General features: G+C 59.4%; 15 protein-coding genes. 6 read left to right on the forward strand and 9 right to left on the reverse strand.

Annotation, left to right across the window (positions count from 1 at the left end; genetic code table 11):
* Positions 1 to 114: 114 nt before the first annotated feature.
* From OHL21_RS11655 to OHL21_RS11665, 3 genes are all read right to left on the reverse strand, one after another.
* The gene (locus OHL21_RS11655; RefSeq protein WP_263417443.1) at positions 115 to 1440 is read right to left on the reverse strand and encodes a Gfo/Idh/MocA family protein; all 1326 of its coding nucleotides are present in this window, start codon (positions 1438 to 1440) and stop codon (positions 115 to 117) included.
* A 111-nt stretch (positions 1441 to 1551) separates the two neighbouring features.
* The gene (locus OHL21_RS11660; protein ID WP_263417444.1) at positions 1552 to 1977 is read right to left on the reverse strand and encodes a type II toxin-antitoxin system VapC family toxin; all 426 of its coding nucleotides are present in this window, start codon (positions 1975 to 1977) and stop codon (positions 1552 to 1554) included.
* Positions 1974 to 2378: a hypothetical protein gene (locus OHL21_RS11665; protein WP_263417445.1), complete on the reverse strand. Its 405-nt coding sequence runs from the start codon at positions 2376 to 2378 to the stop codon at positions 1974 to 1976. The genes OHL21_RS11660 and OHL21_RS11665 overlap by 4 nt, the downstream gene beginning before the upstream one ends.
* Positions 2379 to 2590: 212 nt before the next feature.
* Between OHL21_RS11665 and OHL21_RS11670 the strand changes: the two genes are divergently transcribed.
* Entirely contained in the window at positions 2591 to 4399 is a 1809-nt protein-coding gene (locus tag OHL21_RS11670; RefSeq protein WP_263417446.1) for an ABC-F family ATP-binding cassette domain-containing protein, read from the forward strand.
* A 421-nt stretch (positions 4400 to 4820) separates the two neighbouring features.
* Positions 4821 to 6080 (forward strand): metal-dependent hydrolase family protein, encoded by a 1260-nt coding sequence (locus tag OHL21_RS11675; RefSeq protein WP_263417447.1) that lies wholly within the window; start codon positions 4821 to 4823, stop codon positions 6078 to 6080.
* A gap of 115 nt (positions 6081 to 6195) precedes the next feature.
* On the opposite strand, the gene OHL21_RS11680 is transcribed toward OHL21_RS11675, so the two are convergent.
* From OHL21_RS11680 to OHL21_RS11690, 3 genes are all read right to left on the reverse strand, one after another.
* Positions 6196 to 6453 (reverse strand): KH domain-containing protein, encoded by a 258-nt coding sequence (locus OHL21_RS11680; protein ID WP_263417448.1) that lies wholly within the window; start codon positions 6451 to 6453, stop codon positions 6196 to 6198.
* Positions 6454 to 6788: 335 nt separating this feature from the next.
* Positions 6789 to 7025 carry a 30S ribosomal protein S16 gene (gene rpsP, locus OHL21_RS11685; RefSeq protein WP_263417449.1) on the reverse strand — a complete coding sequence of 79 codons (237 nt, stop codon included), beginning with the start codon at positions 7023 to 7025 and terminating at the stop codon, positions 6789 to 6791.
* A 144-nt stretch (positions 7026 to 7169) separates the two neighbouring features.
* Positions 7170 to 7991: an alpha/beta hydrolase gene (locus OHL21_RS11690; RefSeq protein WP_399258229.1), complete on the reverse strand. Its 822-nt coding sequence runs from the start codon at positions 7989 to 7991 to the stop codon at positions 7170 to 7172.
* Positions 7992 to 8429: 438 nt separating this feature from the next.
* On the opposite strand from OHL21_RS11690, the gene OHL21_RS11695 reads away from it, so the two are divergent.
* The 4 genes from OHL21_RS11695 to OHL21_RS11710 all read left to right on the forward strand — a co-directional run bounded on the left by OHL21_RS11695 (position 8430) and on the right by OHL21_RS11710 (position 14071).
* Positions 8430 to 9140: an esterase family protein gene (locus tag OHL21_RS11695; protein WP_263417451.1), complete on the forward strand. Its 711-nt coding sequence runs from the start codon at positions 8430 to 8432 to the stop codon at positions 9138 to 9140.
* An 83-nt stretch (positions 9141 to 9223) separates the two neighbouring features.
* Positions 9224 to 11254, forward strand: a complete 2031-nt coding sequence (locus tag OHL21_RS11700) for an ATP-binding protein (protein WP_263417452.1) — start codon at positions 9224 to 9226, stop codon at positions 11252 to 11254.
* A 328-nt stretch (positions 11255 to 11582) separates the two neighbouring features.
* Positions 11583 to 12401, forward strand: a complete 819-nt coding sequence (locus tag OHL21_RS11705; protein ID WP_263417453.1) for a penicillin-binding transpeptidase domain-containing protein — start codon at positions 11583 to 11585, stop codon at positions 12399 to 12401.
* Positions 12398 to 14071: a SpoIID/LytB domain-containing protein gene (locus OHL21_RS11710; RefSeq protein WP_263417454.1), complete on the forward strand. Its 1674-nt coding sequence runs from the start codon at positions 12398 to 12400 to the stop codon at positions 14069 to 14071. The genes OHL21_RS11705 and OHL21_RS11710 overlap by 4 nt, the downstream gene beginning before the upstream one ends.
* On the opposite strand, the gene OHL21_RS11715 is transcribed toward OHL21_RS11710, so the two are convergent.
* From OHL21_RS11715 to OHL21_RS11725, 3 genes are read right to left on the reverse strand one after another with little or no spacing between them, the layout of a single operon-like run.
* Positions 14011 to 14769 carry a hypothetical protein gene (locus OHL21_RS11715; RefSeq protein ID WP_263417455.1) on the reverse strand — a complete coding sequence of 253 codons (759 nt, stop codon included), beginning with the start codon at positions 14767 to 14769 and terminating at the stop codon, positions 14011 to 14013. The two genes, OHL21_RS11710 and OHL21_RS11715, sit on opposite strands and share 61 nt — an antisense overlap.
* Entirely contained in the window at positions 14766 to 19448 is a 4683-nt protein-coding gene (locus tag OHL21_RS11720; protein WP_263417456.1) for an alpha-2-macroglobulin family protein, read from the reverse strand. Before OHL21_RS11720 ends, OHL21_RS11715 begins: the two co-directional genes overlap by 4 nt.
* Positions 19445 to 20452: a DUF1175 domain-containing protein gene (locus OHL21_RS11725; RefSeq protein WP_263417457.1), complete on the reverse strand. Its 1008-nt coding sequence runs from the start codon at positions 20450 to 20452 to the stop codon at positions 19445 to 19447. Before OHL21_RS11725 ends, OHL21_RS11720 begins: the two co-directional genes overlap by 4 nt.
* Between the last annotated feature and the right edge of the window lie 56 nt (positions 20453 to 20508).

Below are 20508 nucleotides of genomic sequence, written 5' to 3' on the forward strand. Positions count from 1 at the left end.
CTGTCGAAGCGATGACACTCCCGGGGTAATGCCGGCGCGTGCAGAGACGCACGCACCGGTCTGGAAGTCTCACCCCAAAACGTCTGGAAGTCTCACCCCAAACGTCTGGAAGTCTCAACCCAGCGTCATCTTGACCGGATCCCAGTGAATGATAGAGCCCTTCTCGACGCTGCGGTTCGCCAGCAAAGCCGCGCCTGCCGCGCGGAAGCCAAAGGTGGCATCTTCAACCGGCTGCTTGCGGGTTCGTACTGAGTTGAAGAAGTTCCGGAAGTGATCGTAGTTATCCGCATAACCCTTTTCCGCAGAGAACTTCTGGATCGTTTGCGGAGGCGCGCCTTCGGGATGGGTGACCGGATACTTCTTGCGGTACTCCGCGAACGTCTCCTTCTGTATCGCTTCGCTGAAAGTGCTCACGGTAAAGCCGGGCTCCTTCTCGTGCGGAACACGGGTTACCGTCACGGTGTTGCCGGCGATCTCCATCGTTCCCTCATCGCCCGTAAACAGGAAGCCTTCGCTCTCTTCTCCGCCGTTTACGAAGTTCACGCGCAGGCTAAGGTTGAAGCCCTCGGGATAGTCGAAGAGCGCCAGCAGGACATCGTTAGCATCGCGGCCGTCGTTCCAGTAACGGATCGCGCCGGTCGCCATCGCCCGTGTAGGTCCGTTCGATCCTGTAATGAAGTGGGTTCCGCTGAAGAGGTGGACAAACAGATCCCCGGCAACGCCAGAACCGTAGTCGCTCCACTTGCGCCACTGGAAGAAGCGCTCCGGACTCCACTCATGCTTCGGAGCGGAACCGAGGAAGCGCGGCCAGTCGCAGGTCTGCGGGCTGGCATCCACAGGAACGGTATAGTTCCAGGCGCCGATCGAGGAGTTGCGGTCCCAGCGGGCGTTGATGGTATTCAGCTTGCCGATAGCGCCCGCGGCCAAGAGCTCCTTGGCCTTGGCATAGACGACGGAGCTGACGCGTTGGCTGCCAACCTGCAGGATGCAGCCGGTCTCCTTTGCCGTGCGGACGATCTCAGGTCCGTCCTCGTAGACGTGGATCATCGGCTTTTCGAGATAAACGTCCTTGCCTGCCTTCATGGCATCTACTGCGGCCTGCTTATGCCAGTGGTCAGGCGTGGCGATCAGTACCGCATCCACATCGGGACGAGCAAGAATCTCTTTGTAGTCGCGCGTGGTAAAGATATCGCTGCCCCAGAGCTCTTTGCTGTGCGCTAAGCGGCCATCATAGCAATCCGCAACCGCAACCAGCTTGACACCCGGAACCTGTACGGCCCAGCGCGCGTCGCCCTGCCCCTGAATGCCGGCGCCGATCAGCGCAAGCTGGATGGTGTCATTCGGCGACTTTACGCGCGGTCCCTGAGCATGCAGGGAACGCAAGGTGACTGCTCCGGCAGCAGCCATAGCCGAAGAACGAAGAAACAACCGGCGATCCATATCCATCCTGTAAGCCTCCACTTTGTGAGTCCAGACAGGTATACGGGGAAGAGGCTGTGCTCGGCAACTGGCGGAATGTCCTACGCTTAACCTTTGTGCGACGACACCAGCCTAAAGCGGCGCAGTCGTGAAATCGCTGATGAACTGAATTCCCGGAATATGGAGCTTCTGCAGCCTCTTGTCCCCAGTCAGGAAAAGATCTACTTTTTCCACTGCAGCCGCTGCAAGATGAATTGTGTCCGCTGCCGATGTGCGATGCTCCGCACGGATTCTTGCAAAGATATCGACCGCTCTTTCGTCGAAGCTCAACAATCGAATGCCGGCGACCCGCATTCCTTCGCGAACCGCTCGGGCTGTCTCTTCATCTTTGTCGCGATAGGCCCCCGCAAGAATTTCACCTAGCGCAAGATGGCTGGTACAGAGCTCATCTCCTCGCTCCAGAGAGCGTTTGCGCAGATAGGCCACACGATCGCCGAACTGCGTGTCGTCCTGAAAGAGGTAGATGAACAGCATCGAGTCCCAGTAGATGCGGCTCATTGAGACTCCTTACGATCACTACGCAGCTCTTCCAGAAATGCTTTGGCTCCTTCACGAATAGCACCTCGCAGCGAGCCACGTAATCCAAGAAGAGAGTCCTTGGCTGGAGTCACATCTGGGCTCCGGGCCTCCGGTTTATTTGCAGACCGAAATTCGTATCGTGTCGTCACGCGATAGTCGTCGCCTAGAACCCGAACAGAAACGCCTTGCGCCTGCTGTAATTTTTTAGATTTGAGAGCCTCGCATATCTGTCGAACGTGGCTCGGTGGGAACCCCTCTTGGAAAAGCTTTTCCTGTAACTCCCCCACCTCGATGACAACGGAGCCATCTATCGAATCTTTTTTTGAGAGATAGTCGCGAATAGCTACATCGCGTACCAATTGACTGCTCCCTTTGCCCATCTCTCCCTCGTTTTGTTGCCGGACTATAGAGCGGGCCTTCAGCCCTTCCCTTCAACACACCAGTGAAGCTGGGGCGTTGCCCAGGCTGATATAGAACGCACCTTCAGTGCTTTTGTCTCGCCTCTCCAAAGCCCTTATTCATCAAAATACAGTATTTTCATTACTGGTACAGTATGAAGAGTTTTGCGAGAGCAAATTATCCTGAAGGAGTAATGCCTCCGATTCTGAATGCACGCACCATCAGCAAGGCCTTTGGGGCCTCGCCGCTCTTTCGCGATATCTCGCTCACCATCTCGGACGGCGACCGCATCGGCCTGATCGGCCCTAATGGCGCCGGCAAGTCGACATTGCTCTCGATCCTTGGCGGCCAGCAGGAGCCGGACTCAGGCGAAGTTGCAAGCCGCAAGCGCGCCCGTGTCGCCTATGTGGCTCAGGACTCGGAGTTTGCCTCTGGACGCACCGTTCGTCAGGTGCTGGAAGATGCCCTCGCCAAGGCTCACGTCCCGGAGGACGAACGCGACGGCCGCCTGCACGAAACCGTGGGCCGCGCAGGATTCCCATCGTTCGATTCGGAGGCCGCTTCCCTATCCGGAGGCTGGCGCAAGCGCCTTGCCATCTCCGAGGCCACCATCACGCGTCCTGACGTGCTGATGCTGGACGAACCGACGAATCATCTTGACCTGGAAGGCATCGAGTGGCTGGAAGAGCTACTGCAGCAGGCGCCTTATGCCGTCGTGACCATCTCGCACGATCGCTACTTCCTGGAAAACGTCGCCACCGACATCATCGAGCTGAACCGCATCTACGCTGAAGGATTGCTGCGCGTCCGTGGATCGTACTCGCGTTTTCTGGAAGAGAAGCAGAGCTATCTCGCCTCCCAGTCGCGGGAGCAGGAGGCGCTTCGGAACCGCGTCCGCACGGAGATTGACTGGCTGCGCCGCGGCCCGAAGGCACGCACCACCAAGAGCAAAGCGCGCATCGATAAGGCAAACGAGCTGATCGGGCAACTCGCGGACGTAAACTCGCGCACCAATACCCGCACGACCGATATTGATTTCACCGCCTCCGACCGCAAGACCAAGCGGCTGATTGAACTGGAGAATCTCGGCTACGAGATCGACGGCAAGACCATCTTCCGCGATCTGAGCTTCACCTTCACCGCCGGTACCCGCGTGGGGCTGGTCGGCCCTAATGGCAGCGGCAAGACCACCCTGTTGCGTCTGCTGCGGAACGAAATCCAGCCGACCTCCGGCGCCATCAAGCGGGCCGAATTTCTGCGCACGGTTTACTTCTCCCAGCTTCGTGAGATCGATTCTTCCCTGACGCTGAAACAGGCGCTGACGCCGGACGGCGGAGACTCCGTCACCTTCAATGGCCGCCAGATCCATGTTGCGAGCTGGGCCAACCGCTTTCTCTTCACCGGCGAGCAGCTCAACCAGCCCGTGGATCGGCTTTCAGGCGGCGAGCGCGCTCGCGTGCTGATCGCGCGGCTGATGCTGCAACCGGCCGACCTGCTGCTTCTGGACGAGCCTACGAACGACCTCGACATTCCAACACTCGAGATTCTGGAAGAATCGCTGCTTGAGTTTCCTGGAGCCCTGGTTCTGGTCACTCACGACCGCTATCTGCTCGACCGCGTCTCCACGACCGTGCTCGGTCTGGACGGCGAGGGTGATGCGGCTCAATTTGCCGATTACAGCCAGTGGGAGGAGTGGAAGAGCCAAAAAGAGGAGCCCGGCAACGCCACCCCTGCCCGTGAAGAGAGCACAACGCCTGCCATCGAGGTCCGCGCGCAGAAGAAAAAGCTTTCCTACCTGGAAGCCCGGGAGTTCGCCACGATCGAGCAACGCGTGGAAGAGGCGGACGAACGGGTTGTCGCACTGAAAGCGAAGCTGGAAGACCCTGCCGTGGCCACAAACGCCGCCGAGTTACAGGCGACGTTGGCGGAGCTGGAGACGGCACAGACCGAAATGGAAACGCTCTATGCCCGCTGGGCGGAGTTGACCGAGAAGGCCGGCTGAGCGGGTGGTATCCTCGAAACAAATGCACTTCAGTCCTGATTTCCATCAGAAGGCCCGCCGCCTCGCATGGCGCATTTTGCTCGTCGCCATCGTGTTGGTGGTGATGCATCACGGCTATACGTTTGGGCAGTGGTTGCAGAAACATTAGGTTAGGGATATCACCCATACACCGGGTGCCCATCCATTGCAAAGCAATGGGTGGGATTGAAGCCGGCTCGATATTTGAATACCGGTATAAGTAAACCTGCACGAATTTACCCTTGAGGGGTCGCTCAATCTCTCGCAAAGACTAAGAGCGGTTCGAGCACCAGCTCGAATAATTCCACCCATTGCTTCGCAATGGATGGGGCACCCAGTGTATGGACTACTTGAGATACTTTTCTCTGGTAAAGACGCGCAGGCGGTCAGAAACTGTCTTCGTATGAAGACGATACTGGCGACGCTTCTTCTTTCCTCTTCCCTTCTTCTCGCACAGCAAAAGCAGACGGTTCTGCATGCGGCCAGGCTGTATGAGGCCGAAACCGGCCGCATCCTTACTCCGGGGGAGATCCTCATCGAAGGCGATCACATCGCCGCCTCTGGCGTCCGTGTCGAGCGTCCGGCGGGGGCGGAGACAGTCGATCTCGGCGACCGGACGCTGATGCCCGGCCTTATCGATGCGCATACGCATCTGTTTCTGCATCCCGGCGCTGAAGATGCACAGACCTTCGAGGAGTCCGTGCCTCAGCGCACCCTTCTAGCCGCTGAGGCAGCGAAACAAGACCTGCTTGCCGGCTTCACCGCGGAACGAGATATGGGAACCGAGGGCGCAGGTTCAGCCGACTCCGCGGTCCGCAATGCCATCAACAGCGGCCTGATTCCGGGGCCGCGCATGCGGGTGTCCGGCAACGCCATCTCCATCACCGGTGGTCATGAAGACGCGATCCACTACAACCCGGAGCTGCATCTTCCCTCAAACGCGACCTATGCCGACACCGCGGATGACCTGGTGCGGGTGATCCGCCAGCAGCTCAAAGAAGGCGCGGATTTCATTAAGATCTACGCCACGGGAAGCGACCGGCTGCGCGACGGTGTCTTCTCCTCTCCCTACCAGTACACGGAGGATCAGCTCAAAGCCGCAGTCGATGAGGCACGCCGTCAGGGAGCGACCGTCGGTGTGCACTGCACCACCGATCCGGCGGCACTGTTTGCCGTACGCGCTGGAGTCGTCTCTATTGACCACGCCGACCAGCTCTCGCCGGAGACCATGCGGCTGATGCGCGAAAAACAGATCTACGCCGTGCCGACCTTCGCCATCGGCGAATACTTCGAGCAGCATGCGGCAACTCCGGCGGCAGCCGCCAGCCGCCATGCCGTGAACCAGTTCCATATCGCGGAGTTCAAGAAGCAGATGGCGGCAGGAGTTCCCTTCGCCGTCGGTTCAGACGTCGGCCCGTTCCCCCATGGCACGCAAGCCCGCGAGATGGTCCTGATGGCCGAGTATGGGATGAAGCCCGCCGATGTATTGCAGGCAGACTATCTCCACGGCGCCCGGCTCCTGGGCTGGGAGGGCCGCATAGGCACACTTCGGCCGGGAGCATGGGCCGACGTTATCGCCGTACCAGGCAATCCGTTGGACGATATCTCCGCGTTGACCCGGGTCGCCTTCGTTATGAAGAACGGACTGATCTATAAGCGCTGACAACTGTCAGCACCGCGGAAGGAAGGCATGCCAGAAATCGCAGATTGGGACGAAAAAGCGGCGTGCGCACACGCACGCCGCTTCCTGTTATTGGAACAGGATTTGAGCTTGTGGATTATTCCACGTCGCCTTCATCCTCATCTTCCTCGACGATATCCAGTGCGAACCGATGCTGGAGTTTCATGCTGGCGGCACCGAGGATGGTACGCAACGATCTTGCCGTCCGTCCCTGTTTGCCGATCACTTTACCAACGTCTCCAACCGCGACTCGGAGCTGGAGTACTGTTGCTCCGTCGTCTTCCAAGGTATCGACAACTACCTCATCTGGCTTATCGACCAACGCGCGGGCGATTTCCAGAACAAGGTTACGCATATTTTCTACTGGGCCTGTAGGCTCCGATTGCACAGCCTGACTCATCACACACACCTCTTGGGAGTAAAACGCCTCCTGAACTCTTCACAGCGACTCTTGTCCCTCTTTTGGGATCTTTCGAGCACACTGCTACTTGCAGAGTCCCGGCAGCGATACGAACCAGCCGAGTGGTTAATACACGGCCAGCCCGCTGTTGCCAGATCACTTCCGTCTGGAAGGGAACTGTTGGGAGAAGTTTACGTGAGCAGGCCGCCAAACGAACAAGCGAAATGGTGCGAATGTTTTGCTTTTAGGCACCGGAAACCTCGTTACTTAGGCCACCGGCAAAAGGTAACCTAAGCAGCAACGGGGGTCTTCGCAAAGAGCTTCGCGACGATCTCAGACATCTGCGCGCCCTTGCTGGTCCAGTACTCAATGCGCTCGCGGTTGAGATTGACGGAGGCGGGATTGGTACGGGGGTTATATGTGCCTACCACTTCCACGGAACGGCCGTTGCGGGCGCGGTCCTTCTCGATCACAACAACGCGGTAGTAGGGCTGCTTGCGCGCACCAAAACGCGCGAGACGAATCATCAGCACAGGAAATCCTCAATCTCTCTTCTTGATTTGGGCAGGCCGGCTGTGCCGGTCGCGGGCCCACGCGGGAGCTACAGGGCCGCAGCCCGTCATTTCCCAACATCTAAGTATCGCGCAACTGGCCTCCGCGATGCAATGGGATCAGGCGGGAAAGAGAAAGCGCAGCACATCGCCCAGGCGGGCGGCCCAGGCCTCCTCCGAATGGGTACCGGCCGGTTCCTCCACATATCGCAGGTGCTTTCCATCCCAACCCTTGCGGCGGAGCAAGGCGGCCATGGCTGCGGCATTGCGAACGTGGCGCCCGCCCTCGAGCAGGCCTATGTCCAACCAGATGCGCGGCTTAGGCTCAGGGTTGAGCCTCTCCACGTCGTCGAAGATGCTGCGGCGGGTCCACCACAACGAGGGAGACAACACGGCCAGGCGGCCAAAGATACCGGGGAAATGGAACCCCGTCCAGAGCGAGATAAGACCTCCAAGCGAGGATCCGCCGAGCCCGGTGTGTTCCGTTCCAGGAAGTGTTCGGTACCGGCTATCGACGAAGGGCTTTAGCTCCTCCACGAGAAAGCGTGCGTAATTTTCCCCCTCTCCGCCACCTAATTGGGGATCGGAGGAGGGGGTGTACTCGGTAATGCGGCGAACTCCGGCATGAAAGATTCCGACCAGGATCAGCGATTCTATCTGGCCGGCGGCGGTTAACCGGTCGGCGGTGTCGTGCGCCCGCCAGGTCTGTCCGGGAACATGCGAGGTCCGCGGATCGATCAGGTTCTGACCGTCATGGAGGTATAACGTGGCGAACCGCCGTTCCGGCTGTTCGAAGTACTGCGGCGGAAGATACACGAAGATCTCCCGGTCGCCAGGCAGGTGACGGGAGCGAAAGCCAGCGTAGCGGTGAAGACGCGGGGTGCGATCAAGTGCTGCGGTCTCTTCTCTGAACTGGTCCTCTGGCGGATACGGCGCGACGATAGTAAAACTCCCGGATAGAGCATTTCCCTGCAGGTGTAGTGTAGGGCTTCGGCATCCATGGGCGTTTTCCGCAATGAAAACGCCACTGCACTCCCCTTTCGGGGACACCCGGTAACAGGGAAAGCGCGAGGGTGCGTCATCAAACTCGTGTCGTCAGCGCCGGGAGCAGATTTTTACGAGATCGAGGAGCGAGGAGAGAACTGTAGCTGGTCTACTGGAACGACGAGTGACGAAGAGATTGGGAAAATCTGCCCCGGCCCTTGGGTTGCGGCGCAAATTCGCCCATACTTCGTTGTCAGCCTCGACTGTGGACCCGCCACAGCCTTCGGCCTCCGCCTCGTATGAACAAATTTGCGCTCGCAACGCTGACGGCAGGAGTTTGAGGACGCACCCTGGGGTTAGGATGGCTTCAGCCTAGCAGAGCGGGGAGGGGCCCTCATGAATCGGGAATATCACAAATGGTTCTCGCCTGCATTAGGACGCGAGATGGAGTTGTTGATCTTCGGTCATGGAGGCATGCCGGCGATTATCTTCCCCACCTCCCAGGGCCGCTTCTACGAGTTTGAAGACCGCGGCATGGTGGAAGCCGTCCACCGGAAGATTCACCACGGACAGTTGCAGCTCTTCTGTGTAGACTCAGTCGACGCCGAAAGCTGGTATAACCGCGGGGCGCCTCCACGCTGGCGCGTCGCGCGGCATCTGCAGTATGAACAATACATCCTGAAGGAGGTGCAGGCCTTGGTGCGCCAGAAGAATCATGCTCCTCAACTGGCGCTTTCCGGTTGCAGCTTCGGCGGATTTCACGCAGTCAGCATGGCCCTGCGGCACCCGGATGTCTTCACCGGTATGTTGTCGATGAGCGGCGCCTTCGATCTCTCAGGCTTTCTGCACGGGTACTACGACCAGGACGTCTATCTGCTCTTCCCCACTCATTTCGTTCCAAATTTGCACGATCCCTGGTATTTGGATCGCTTCCGGAAGAACGTCTACGTTCTGGCGACCGGCGTCCATGATCAGTGCTGGGATGACAATGAAAAACTCGCAGCAGTCATGCGGCAAAAAGGAATCCCTGTAAGGCTCGATGTGTGGGGTGACAACACGGGCCATGATTGGCCATCGTGGCAACGCATGGCCGCTGAATACTTTTGAGGGGAATAAACCTGAAAAATTTCGCTGTGCGTTTCTGATTTGCCTTACCGAAGAGTGCGTATCATCGTTCAACGAATATATCCATGACCCAGCAGGCTCCCCCAATCCCGCTACCTCATCGCCGCACCCGTTTCCTTGACCGGCTGGATGCGGCGGTGGCTTCGCTCACGGATGCTGGAGAGGTAACGCGGATCGCCTGTAACCTGCTGCGCGATGATCTACGGGCTTCGCGTTGTATCTATGCAGAGTTGAACCAGCGGGAACATGAGTCGTCTTCGTTCGGAGAAGATCAGGAGCACTTCACATTTCCCGCTCCTGCAGTCCGGCCGCGCGAGTTCTCTGACGCTGCCATGACCTCGCTACGCGCGGGCCTGACCTTCGTCATCGAAAACACCGAGACCGACCCACGCGTAGCCGCGTCACGAGAGTCCTATCGACAGGCGGATGTCCAGGCCCTGGTGTGCGTACCTGTACCGAAAAACCAACCTCTGGCTGCTGCGCTGGCCGTCCATAGCCAGCAGGCACGACACTGGACTCCCCAGGAGATTGACCTCATCGAACAGGTCGCGGCACGGTGCTGGGAGTCGACAGTTCATCTGGCCACGTTGCAGGAGCTGCGAGAGAGCGAAGAGAACCTGCGATTAGCCATGGAAGCAGCGAACTTCGGATACTATGCCTACGAGCTTGGTGCGCCGCACATCAAGATCTCAAACCGTTTCGCACGGATCTTTGGCTACGATCAGACACCGGAAGACTGGACCTTCGATCGCTGGGTCGAACATCTGCACCCGGAAGAGCGGGACGCAGTCCTGGACGTGGTACAGACCTCAGAGCTGCATAACAGCAGCATCGAATATGAATCGCGCATCTTTCCCGCTGGAGTGGAGCGTACGGAAGACAATGTGCGATGGGTCTGGCTGCGCGCTCGTTATTCTCACCGGGAGAACGGCCGCCGTTATCGTTTTGGAGTCATCGCTGACATTACAGAACGCAAACAGGCCGAGGCCGCGCTGGAAGCAAGCCGGCGCGAGGCATACCGGCAATGGACCGAACTGGAAGCCATCTATCAGACGGCGCCTATCGGATTGTCGCTCTATTCAGTGGATGAGTTTCGCTATCTGAGAGTCAACGATGTACAGATGGGTGTAATTGGTCTACCCCAGGAACAGATCATCGGCCGTCCGTTTCGTGAGATCGCGCCCGATCTATGGCCGGCGTGTGAACCGATCTTACGCAGAGTGGCCGCAGGCGAGACCATTCGCAATGTCATGCTGGAAGGTGAGCTCTCCACACGTCCCGGACAGCATCGCTACTGGACGGTTAGCTATATGCCGGTACGAGGAGAAGACGGTACGATACGGGCCGTGGGCGCTGTCATCATGGAGACCACCGCTCAGAAACGGGCAGAGCAGGCCTTGATCCAGAGTGAGAAGCTTGCTGCCGTAGGCAGGCTCGCAAGCTCCATCTCGCACGAGATCAACAACCCTCTGGAAGCAATCACCAACCTGCTCTACCTCGCGCAGCATACCGAGGGCCTGCCGCAGGAAGCCGCCGAGGCTTTAGTGATGGCGGAGAAGGAACTGTTGCGAGTCTCGCAGATTGCGTCGCAGACGCTGAGGTTTCATCGCCAGGCCACCAAACCAACCTGGGTTACAGCAGTGGAGCTGCTGAAGCCGGTTGTCGCGCTCTATCAAGGCAGGCTGACAAACTCCAATCTTCGCCTCATCGAAGAGCATCACAGCGCAGAGCCGGTACAGTGCTTTGAGAATGATATCCGCCAGGTGCTGAATAACCTGATCGGTAATGCCATCGATGCAATGAAGAACGGCGGCGGCCGCGTTCTGATCCGCAGCCGTGAAGCCACCGACTGGAAGACCGGCCGCAAAGGTCTGCGCATCACGGTAGCCGATAGCGGCAGCGGCATGTCCGAGGCGACCCGCAGGAATATTTTCACGGCTTTCTATACCACCAAGGAAATGAATGGTACGGGACTGGGCCTTTGGATCTCCTTTGGCATTGTGGGCAAACATGAAGGCGTCCTGCGCTTCTATTCCAGTGACCGTCCAGGCCGTAACGGCACGGTCTTCTCGCTCTTCCTGCCGCGATACGGATGATGCGGGCACGATCATCAGCAATAGAGCATTTTTCCTGTTACTGGTTATCCCGGAAGAGGAGTGCAACGGCGTTTTCATTGCGGAAAACGCCCATAGATGTGGAATCCCTACACTACACCTACAGGAAAAATGCTTTAATCGCATTTTCCCTGTTGCTGGGTATCCCGGAAGAGGAGTGCAACGGCGTTTTCATTGCGGAAAACGCCCATAGATGTGGAATCCCTACACTACACCTACAGGAAAAATGCTTTAATCGCATTTTCCCTGTTGCTGGGTATCTCGGAAGAGGAGTGCAACGGCGTTTTCATTGCGGAAAACGCCCATAGATGTGGAATCCCTACACTACACCTACGGGAAAAATGCTCTAGCTTTCCTACTTCTTGCCGCAACTGTGCTACCGGCAGAGACAGCGCGTGTAGCTCTACACAATGCCCTGGCGCACACGCAGGCCTCTGCTGTCGTGCTGGATGCGGTCTCCGGAAAGATACTCGCGCAGGAAGGGATGCCGAGACGCGGCACTCCGGGTTCCAGCATCAAGCCGTTTGTGTTGGATTATGCCCTGCAGCACGGGCTCGTACAGCCACAGACCCAGGTGTATTGCCGCCGCGATCTGCATATCGGCGGACGCAGCGTGTCGTGCACGCATCCGGCGGATGAACCACTCTTCGATGCGGAGAATGCTCTGGCTGAGTCCTGCAATATCTGGTTTGCGGCGCTGGCGCAGCGTATGCCGGCCGGCGATGTCGAACAGGCTGTTGCTGCTACGGCACTGCCACATGAGAACTTGGCCGGCGCGACTGTGGATCAGCGGCAACTCGCCGTCCTCGGGCTTTGGGGAAGCACGGCGTCGCAGCTGGAACTTGCCCGGGCCTATCGTGCCCTGCTTCAGAGATTGCCTCAGGGGGGCGTTGTGGAACGCGGGCTGCAAGCGTCGGTGGAGCGAGGCATGGCGAATCCGGCAGCGACCAGAGGAATGACTATTCTGGGTAAAACAGGTACCGCTCGCAATCCGGGCGAAAGCTGGACACATGGATGGTTCGCCGGCTCGGTTCCCGGACGCTGGATCGTCGTCATCTACATCCCGAAAGGTGATGGCGGCACGGCAGCGAGGTTGGCCCACCGGTTCTTCGAGGAGATGGCACGTTGAAGGCAGTCTGGTTGCTGACGTTTCTTCCGGCACTGGCCATGGCACAAAGCGATGGTGGGGGCCGCGATGTCACCATTGCCATGTTCTCCACGCACGCAGTCCATGCCGTCACCCTCGCTGCTACCGGCGAGGGCGCATGGACAGCAACCTGCGCCGCCTGTGCCCATCGTCCGCTCGCTACACCGATGCGCTTCGCAAAAGGTGAGATCTTTGCCGGAGGTCCTGTTCGCGTTACCGACGATGCTTCCAAAGAGACCCGCACTGCGACCGGGATATGGCATCTGCGTGCCACTGCCGAGGGGATGGATATTGTCCTCTCGCTTCCGAGTGAACGCTACGTCGCCGCTGTCGTCTCTGCCGAGGGCTCTCCCAGCGAGAAGCCGCAAGCGCTGGAAGCCCTGGCCATTGTGGCCCGTACCTATGCTTTGAACGGCAGGCATTGGAAGCCGAGAGCCGGACATCTGCCGGCGGAGCTATGCGATAGTACACAGTGCCAGGCCATGCGTCTGGGCCATATCTCCACCAGCATCGAGACGGCCGTACGTTCCAGCACAGGCGAAACCATGTGGTTCCGTGGACGCAGAGCCGAGGTCTTTTTCAGTCAGCACTGCGGCGGCGAGACCGAGGCCGCAAGCGCCGTGTGGCCAACCTTGCGCACTGCGAAATATCTTGCGGCGCATCCCGATATCTTCTGCGTCCGCCGTGACAAAGCCGCGTGGCATACGGAAGTTCCCACGGCTCAGCTCATGGAGATCGCACATGCAGAAGGCTGGAAGCTTCCGTCTCAGCTCGCAGACCTGCGTGTAACCCAACGCAGCCCTTCTCATCGTGTGCTCAAACTTGATCTCATCGGCGAGGACGGCGCACGCTTCCCTGTCGCCGCAAGTTCACTGCGGCTGGCGATCGGACGTGCACTCGGATGGAACCGGGTCCGCAGCGATCTCTATGACGTTGCCGTGCGAAATGACCTCGTGGTCTTTGATGGACACGGCCATGGACATGGTGTTGGCTTATGCCAGGCAGGAGCGAGCGAGATGGCGGTTCAGGGCAAGTCTGCCCGCGAGATCGTCGAGTATTATTTCACCGGAGTCTCCGTAGGAATTACACCGAATGATGCCGGCTGGCAGCAAAGCTCCAACGGCCCATTACGGATCCGATCCGTAGGAAACGACGCAGTGTATGGAGCAACCATCCAGCATGCATGGGCCGAGGCTACCAAACGCTTCCCCGTGCAGAAGGCGCTGACGCCTGAGATCGTCGCCGCGCCCTCGGTCGAGATCTTCCGGCAGATGACCGCTTCTCCCGGCTGGCTGCTGGCCGCGACGCGCGGGAACACCGTAGTGCTGCAGCCATGGAGCATCCTTCGCAACCAGGCTGACAACGTGCTGCTGCATGAGTTCCTGCATCTGTGTATCGAGTCGGAAGCTGGGGCCAAAGCCCCGCTCTGGCTGCGTGAGGGTCTGGTGGAGTACCTGGCCGGCGACGCACAAAGCGGAGAGACGATGCAGGCTGCATCTCTGGAAACAGCGCTGCGCAGTCCCTCCACACAGCACGAGAGCCAGCAGGCTCACGCTGCCGCGGCGGCGAAGGTGCGCGCCCTGGTCGGCCGCTATGGAATAACTTCTGTGCGTGCCTGGCTGGGCTCCGGCGTGCCGTCCGGCATTGCCTGAGTCTGCGCCAGGATCGCCAGCACTAGAGAGATCACTGCGCCATCGAGGATCACGACAAAGCCGAGGCGTGCCAGCAGACTGAAGAGCTCCACACTGAGACCATGACCCGGCTTCCAATCCATCATCTTGCCGGTTACGGTTGTCGCCAGCACGCATAACAACACCAGGCCGACCCACCAGGTGAGACTGGCGAGAGTGCGGAGTACAGCGCGCGGGCGGCCGATGGTCACTGCATAACTGACGGCAGCCAGAAGGCCGGCGGCGATCCAGGTCAACAAGGTCCACAACCACCCGAGCCACTGGTAGATGTGGTTATAGGTAAAGAAGCTTCGCAGACCGTGCGGGAAGCGCGAGTTCAGATAGCTGGCTCGCTGGGGGTCGCCCGCGTGCAGCGACGTGATCCATTGAGAAAGCAGGCACCCCAGCAGCACAGCAACGATGATGGAGGCGGCCCCGAGCAACAAGCGTCTGCGCGTGCGTTCTTTGCGCGCCAGCCAGAGTGCGATCCACGACTGTCCGCCGGTAGCAATGGCCACAACCAGAATGCCGAGAATCAAGGAGACTGCCACCTGCAGCACGCTGGCATCCGGCAGGCGCAACCATAACGTTGCCAGCAGACAGACTGTGACACCCAGGGCGATCTGGAGCAGGAGCAGCTTCAGGGTGAAGCGACGCAGCGCGCCGCGCAACAGGCTCATTGCGGACCTCCGGTGGATGGCTGCGGCACCTCAAGCCGCAGGGCGTCGCTGGTCGCCGAGACATTGGGCTGATACATCGCCTCAACATGTGCCGGGCTGATCTGGAAGACTCCCGGATTCACGACGCGGATGAGATAGAAGATCTCCTGCCGGCCATTGAATTCCGTCGAGAAGAAAGCAGCCCGGTCATCGTGGAACTCACTACGGGTGTACCAGGAGTACCAGCCGCCGGGGCGTTGCTCGATCGGATAGCTATCCTCGTTGCGGATGAACTCTGTCCCGGCCGGGATGGGATCTTCCAGCATCAGGTAGCGCATCGGAGCACCGCCGATGGCCTCATGCACTGCGAGCACATCGCCCACCTGTGCTGTCCCGGAGAGCGGCGCCAACGTATAGACCACCTTGCCGTCCTTCTGCGCAGGCTGCAGCTTGAAATAGTCGCGTGTCAGGTTCAGCGTCATGTTGCCGGCCTGGTAATCCTTCTTCTCGGTGGAGAAGTAGCGCCCGCGCACTGACCAGTAAAGACGCCCACCGCCCTTGCGAAGGATCTCCAGGCTATTGGCATTGGGCGCTAATTGCGCTGCATCGATGGTGAGTGAGAGTGTGTTGCCGGTGATCGACTCTCCGGACTTGAAGGTACGTTGTGCGATCGACTTGCCGTTCAGGAGAACCTCCACGGAAGAGTCTGCACTGAGTTCGTGGGAGGCTGCGAGGTAATCCACAAGGCCGAAGAGAGCAGTGGCGGTCTGCTCGGTGGAATCCCACCATCCGCCGCTGTTCCGAGCCAGCATTAGCCACTGTGCCGCGCTAGGCAGCATGGCATCATTGGCATCGACCTTCGCCAGCAATCGCAGCACATAGGCCGTTGCTTCTGTGTCATTCGGATATTCAGTATCGAGCGTGGGGACATAGCTGCTCTTCCAGAAGACCAGCTCACCCTGGTGCTGGGCCTTGGACTTCAGCAGCGCTGCAAGCTCGCCGGCGCGTTTGTCACCGGCCTGCAACATCGCCAGGCCGGTCATCGCCAGGGGCTCAGCATCGAGGTCCTTGCGGCGGCTGTACTCAGCATCAAACGCCTCGCCGAGTTGTTTGTCGCCAGCCATAGCCAGCGCGTAGACAACGGCAGCACGAAGTTCCGGACGCATTCGCGGATGCTGCTGGAGCTGCTGTTTGAGATACTGGCGCCCGCGCGCCATCATCGACTGCTGCTCCGGCGTCAGCGGCGTAAACTCCCCTCCCGCGCCGAGACCGGCAACCACATATGCAGTCATATGGACGCGGCTCTCGTCTTCCTTCCACCAGCCCCAGCCCCCATCATCATGCTGGTAGTCCTGCAGGCGCTCCAGGCCGGCATTCATCTTGGCCCGCAGATCAGCCGGATCGATACCCGAAGGCGCCTTCAACCTGGCCAGCGTCTCCGCCACGATGACGTTCGGCAGATAGCTGGACATCGTCTGTTCGGTGCAGCCGTATGGATAACTGGTCAGATAGTCGAGAGCCGAAAAGAGCGAGCCGGCGATTGTTGGGCTGACGTCGATGCGGATAGAGTGCGCGGCCGCATCGGTATTCGCCGGGAAATTGATGAGCACATTAGCTGTGCCTCCCGTCAGAACACCGCTCGGTGCAATGCTGCGGGCAACGCCTGCCGGTTCAATCGGGAAGGTGATCTCCAGGGCATCGGACTCTGCATCGGTGATGGCCGTTGCGGTAAGCTTCGCCGTTCCTACATGCGAGGCCCGCAGACGCCACAGCACTGTAGCCTCGCCCTTGCTGGGGATGGTGATCTTCTGCTGATTGCCGATCACGGTATCGACGCCATCCACCGCCAGGGAGATGGTCGCTTCCTTGGGTGTATCGAGATAATTGTGAACGATGACGGGCAGCGTGAGCTCATCGCCCTTGAGCAGGAAGCGAGGATTGCCCATCCGCACCAGGACGTTCTTGCGCACCAGGACTCGGCTGATGGTGGAACCGGCCTTTGAGTCCATAGTGATGGCTCGCGCGGTCGCGCGCCAGGTCGTCAGCGAGTCCGGGAAGGTGAGATTCACCGTGGCGTGGCCACTGGCATCCGTGTGAATGCTGGATTGCCAGAAGGCGGTATCCGGAAATGCCTTACGAACACGGGGCTTCTGCTCGTTACCAGGTTTGACCTGGGCAAGTTGCGGCCGGTACCGGTTCGATCGCATAGCCAGCATGGGTGATTTACTGCCGGCGGAACCGCTGAAGTAGAAATCCAGCGAAGAATCTGTCTGTGCGACTGCATAGCGCTGCGGGTAGAGAGCCTTCACCATATCGCCGCTGCTATCGGGATAGAGCGAATAGATTGCCTCGTCCACCACGCCAAGACTGACGTCGGCGCTGACGGGCTTACCGGCGAAATCACGCGTGGTGATCTGGTAGGTAGCCTGCTGTTGCGGCTGGAAGATTTCTTTTGACGGCGTCACCTCCACCTGCAACTGCTGCTGAGCCGGAGGCACCTTCGGCATCTTGCTTGCCTGGTAGAGCGTGCTGTTCTTGATGAACAGGGCGCTGACGTTCACATTCGGCTGTGACTCCGCGGTGATCGGCAGGTCGAAGGAGAGTGTCGTTCCGTCAGCATGCAGCAATTGGCGGCGCAGCAATGTATCGCCTTCCACCAGCACCATGGCGTAGAAACCGGGCTGATCGGAGACCAGGCTGAGATGGGCTGTATCGCCGGGAGCATAGCTCTTCTTGTCGGCGATGAGTTGGGTCGTCGAGGAGTTCTCGCCCCATCCGGCTTCTCCCGAGCTTAATACCCAGATGGAGGTGGTATCGACCGGTCCTCGCGTACCCGGCTGCACCGGAGTTGCCGTTGCAACCAGTTGTGTGGAGGTAAAGTTCGGCGCGTTCACCGTCAGCTGGCCGGTACCCTGTCCACCGGCATCGGTCGTGATGTCGGTGGCCGGGCCATCGATGACCTGTGGATCGCGGCCGTACTTCCGGTACCTGAGCTGAACGTGGACCTTCGCTGCAATCGGATGATTGTCATAGTCCACGGCGGTTACACGGAAGCGGGCAGCTTCACCGTTGTGAACGGCGTAGCTGATGGGCTCGATTTTGATCCGGAAGGTGCCGTAGGTCGCCAGGAAACGGCTGCGGCCGGTGATCTCGCGGTTGGCTGCGTCGGTGACACCGGCCTCGACGGTGTAGTCGTAATCACCGAAATTCTTTTCATCGACGATGGTCGGAACCTGGATGTTCAGCAGACCATTGGCATCGAGCTTGCCGGTCTTTTCGCTCTCTTCATCACCGGCGTAACCGCTGGAATCCTCGCCGCTGTACTCACCGGGAGACCCGTCGCTCTCCTCTTCCCCGCCCCACCAGTAATGCCGCTCGTGATAGATGCGGTACTTCACCTTCGCATTGGCAACGGGTTCGCCGAAGAAGTAGCGTGAGTCGATCGTCACAGGCATTGTCGCCCCCTCAAGGACGCGGCGCTGCGCTGAGGTGACGGTCACGCGGTACTCGGGCTTGCGGTACTCCTCGACATGAAAGCTGGCGAAGAGTCCGCCTGGAGGGTCGCCGACGCGGATGGTGTAGTAGCCGAGCGCGGCGTCGCGTGGAAGATCAATCTCACCTGAGAGTGTGCCGGAGGGAGACAACGTCATCTGGCGATCGAAGATAGCCTTGTCGGTCGAGTCGGAGATGGTCACATGCATGCTTCCCTGCTTCGGCGGGGTAAGCAGATTGCTGGCATGTTCGCGGACGATCGCCTTCCAGTGCACCGTATGCGTCGGCCGATAGACAGGCCGCTCGGTATAGACATATCCGGCGTATTTGTTCTCCCAGTTGGAAGCCAACGCCCATGTACCGGGGGTGGAGACCGCGATCTCCTTTTCCCTGGAGGCTACTACCCAAAAGGCATCCTCATGGGCGCGGTCGGCAGAGATCGGCAACTGCGCGACGCCGTTCGCATCGGTGCTGGCAGAAGCTACTGCTTTTTGACCAAAGCCTGCATCGATCTTCACGCCCTCTAAGGGCTCTCCACTGATGCGGTTCGTGGCATAAGCGAGCACCATGCCCTTGCTGGTGCGCGTAACCAGCGCCATGGGAGTGACCATCACCAGGGTGTAGGCCTTCAGATGGCCGTCGGTCGCCTCCAGCAGATAAAGGCCGGCATCCAGCTTCTGCTGGATCGGAAGGTCGTTGTTATCGGAGACATAAGTGGCCGGCACCACCTGCCTCCATCTGGCAACCAGTTGACGCTGATTGAGGATTGGAATCTGCGCGAACTCGGCCTCGTTGATAATGCGGCTGCGGCGGGAGAGGGATGTCTGTTTGGCGCGCATGGCGTGGCGGGCTTCACGCGAAAACTGATACCGGAAGAAGTCGCGGATACGCTGCCAGAGCTCTGCCTTCCAGTCATGGAACTTCTCCAGCCAGGTCCGCTCGTCGATATGTTCGGGCCCATAGGAGTAGTCAGAACCGAAGGAGTGCAGCTCCTTCAGGTTTTCGACGAACTTGACCGGATCGTCGACGCGGTAGATGCGGAACTCCAGCGAGTCCACATCATGGGTATAGAGATGGATCGTCGGCTTCTCACCCGGAGCGAAGGTTTTGCTGGTGCTCAGGTTGAAACTTTGCGCGCGTGCAGGCGGGTTTGAGGTGAGGACGAGGGCGGCGAGGAGAGCGAAGAGAGCGAGGCCACGCGGTCTCATTGAGGGTCCTCTCGGAGGATAGACCAACGATACACGCCCATGAAGTTGGTATTGTGTGAAACCGGTCTCCAGCGGGGATCGGGATGGTCCAGCAGGTCTTCCAATGCGACACGGCGAATCTCACCGGGCCCCGAGCCGACGGGACCGGTGTGGTAGACCACCCAGTCTCGCTTGCTGCCGGTCACGATCATCGAATGGTAAGGAGAGTTCTGCTCCAGCTGCCGGTAAAAGAGCAGATCCCCCTCGCGGGCGGCGCCAAGATCGCGGGAGACGAAGAAGGTGTTACGCTGCCACAGGGTCTTTGCGTCGGCGAACTGCGCAAAGCTTCCGTTGGATAAGTCGGCAGGCGAATACGGCCCTTCGCGGACACGGAAGAGATTCGCTCCCAGGGGCGTAAGCGGATAGACGTACTGGCTGGCGGATCCGGAAGGTAAGGCGAACTCGATCGGCAGGGTCGCCTGCCAGACCTCGTTGTGGGCATGCAACGCTCCACGGTAACACCAGCGCAACAACGCAGCACAGTCGTTGATCTCAGCCGGAAGCTTCTGCGGAGGAGTCGCCGCTGCCAGATCGGCGAGTGACGAAAACCAACGCCGGAAGGCCGCGCGATCGGCAGAGCTGTGCAGGCGGAGATACTCCGGAGTGCCATCGCCGAAGAGGTCGGTCGCGTCCGCAATGAAGTCCAACGGGATGCTCAGGAGCCTGGGACCATAGGTGACCTGCAGCCACCGATGGCCAGGCAGAACTGGCGACTGCACCAGGATGGAGCCATCCTCCAGCACCCGCGTAGCAACCACGTTGGGGAGGCTGCGGATCTGGAGTTCAGCACTCCCTCTTCGAATAAGGTGCGCAAGACGATGCTCACGGCCATCCGCCGGAAATATGTGCTGGACCTGGGTCAGCCGGATGCCCGGACGTCCACGAAGAAGCCAGACAGCGGCGGTGCCTACAAGGAGTGGCACGATGATGAGAAGAAGAATTCGGCCCTGCGATGCTCGACTCACGGGTTTCGAGAGTGAGCATATCAGGACCGAAGGAAATCAGGGCCGACAGGGTTTGA

The organism is Terriglobus albidus (assembly GCF_025685425.1).
GTDB lineage: Bacteria > Acidobacteriota > Terriglobia > Terriglobales > Acidobacteriaceae > Terriglobus > Terriglobus albidus.

What these genes read in the sequence shown, in the direction of transcription:
- OHL21_RS11695 (WP_263417451.1), top strand. Translation starts at nt 8,430, where the DNA reads ATGAATCGGGAATATCACAAATGGTTCTCGCCTGCATTAGGACGCGAG.
- OHL21_RS11660 (WP_263417444.1), bottom strand. Translation starts at nt 1,977, where the DNA reads ATGAGCCGCATCTACTGGGACTCGATGCTGTTCATCTACCTCTTTCAG.
- OHL21_RS11675 (WP_263417447.1), top strand. Translation starts at nt 4,821, where the DNA reads ATGAAGACGATACTGGCGACGCTTCTTCTTTCCTCTTCCCTTCTTCTC.
- rpsP (WP_263417449.1), bottom strand. Translation starts at nt 7,025, where the DNA reads ATGATTCGTCTCGCGCGTTTTGGTGCGCGCAAGCAGCCCTACTACCGC.
- OHL21_RS11720 (WP_263417456.1), bottom strand. Translation starts at nt 19,448, where the DNA reads ATGAGACCGCGTGGCCTCGCTCTCTTCGCTCTCCTCGCCGCCCTCGTC.
- OHL21_RS11700 (WP_263417452.1), top strand. Translation starts at nt 9,224, where the DNA reads ATGACCCAGCAGGCTCCCCCAATCCCGCTACCTCATCGCCGCACCCGT.
- OHL21_RS11715 (WP_263417455.1), bottom strand. Translation starts at nt 14,769, where the DNA reads ATGAGCCTGTTGCGCGGCGCGCTGCGTCGCTTCACCCTGAAGCTGCTC.
- OHL21_RS11680 (WP_263417448.1), bottom strand. Translation starts at nt 6,453, where the DNA reads ATGCGTAACCTTGTTCTGGAAATCGCCCGCGCGTTGGTCGATAAGCCA.
- OHL21_RS11655 (WP_263417443.1), bottom strand. Translation starts at nt 1,440, where the DNA reads ATGGATCGCCGGTTGTTTCTTCGTTCTTCGGCTATGGCTGCTGCCGGA.
- OHL21_RS11670 (WP_263417446.1), top strand. Translation starts at nt 2,591, where the DNA reads ATGCCTCCGATTCTGAATGCACGCACCATCAGCAAGGCCTTTGGGGCC.
- OHL21_RS11665 (WP_263417445.1), bottom strand. Translation starts at nt 2,378, where the DNA reads ATGGGCAAAGGGAGCAGTCAATTGGTACGCGATGTAGCTATTCGCGAC.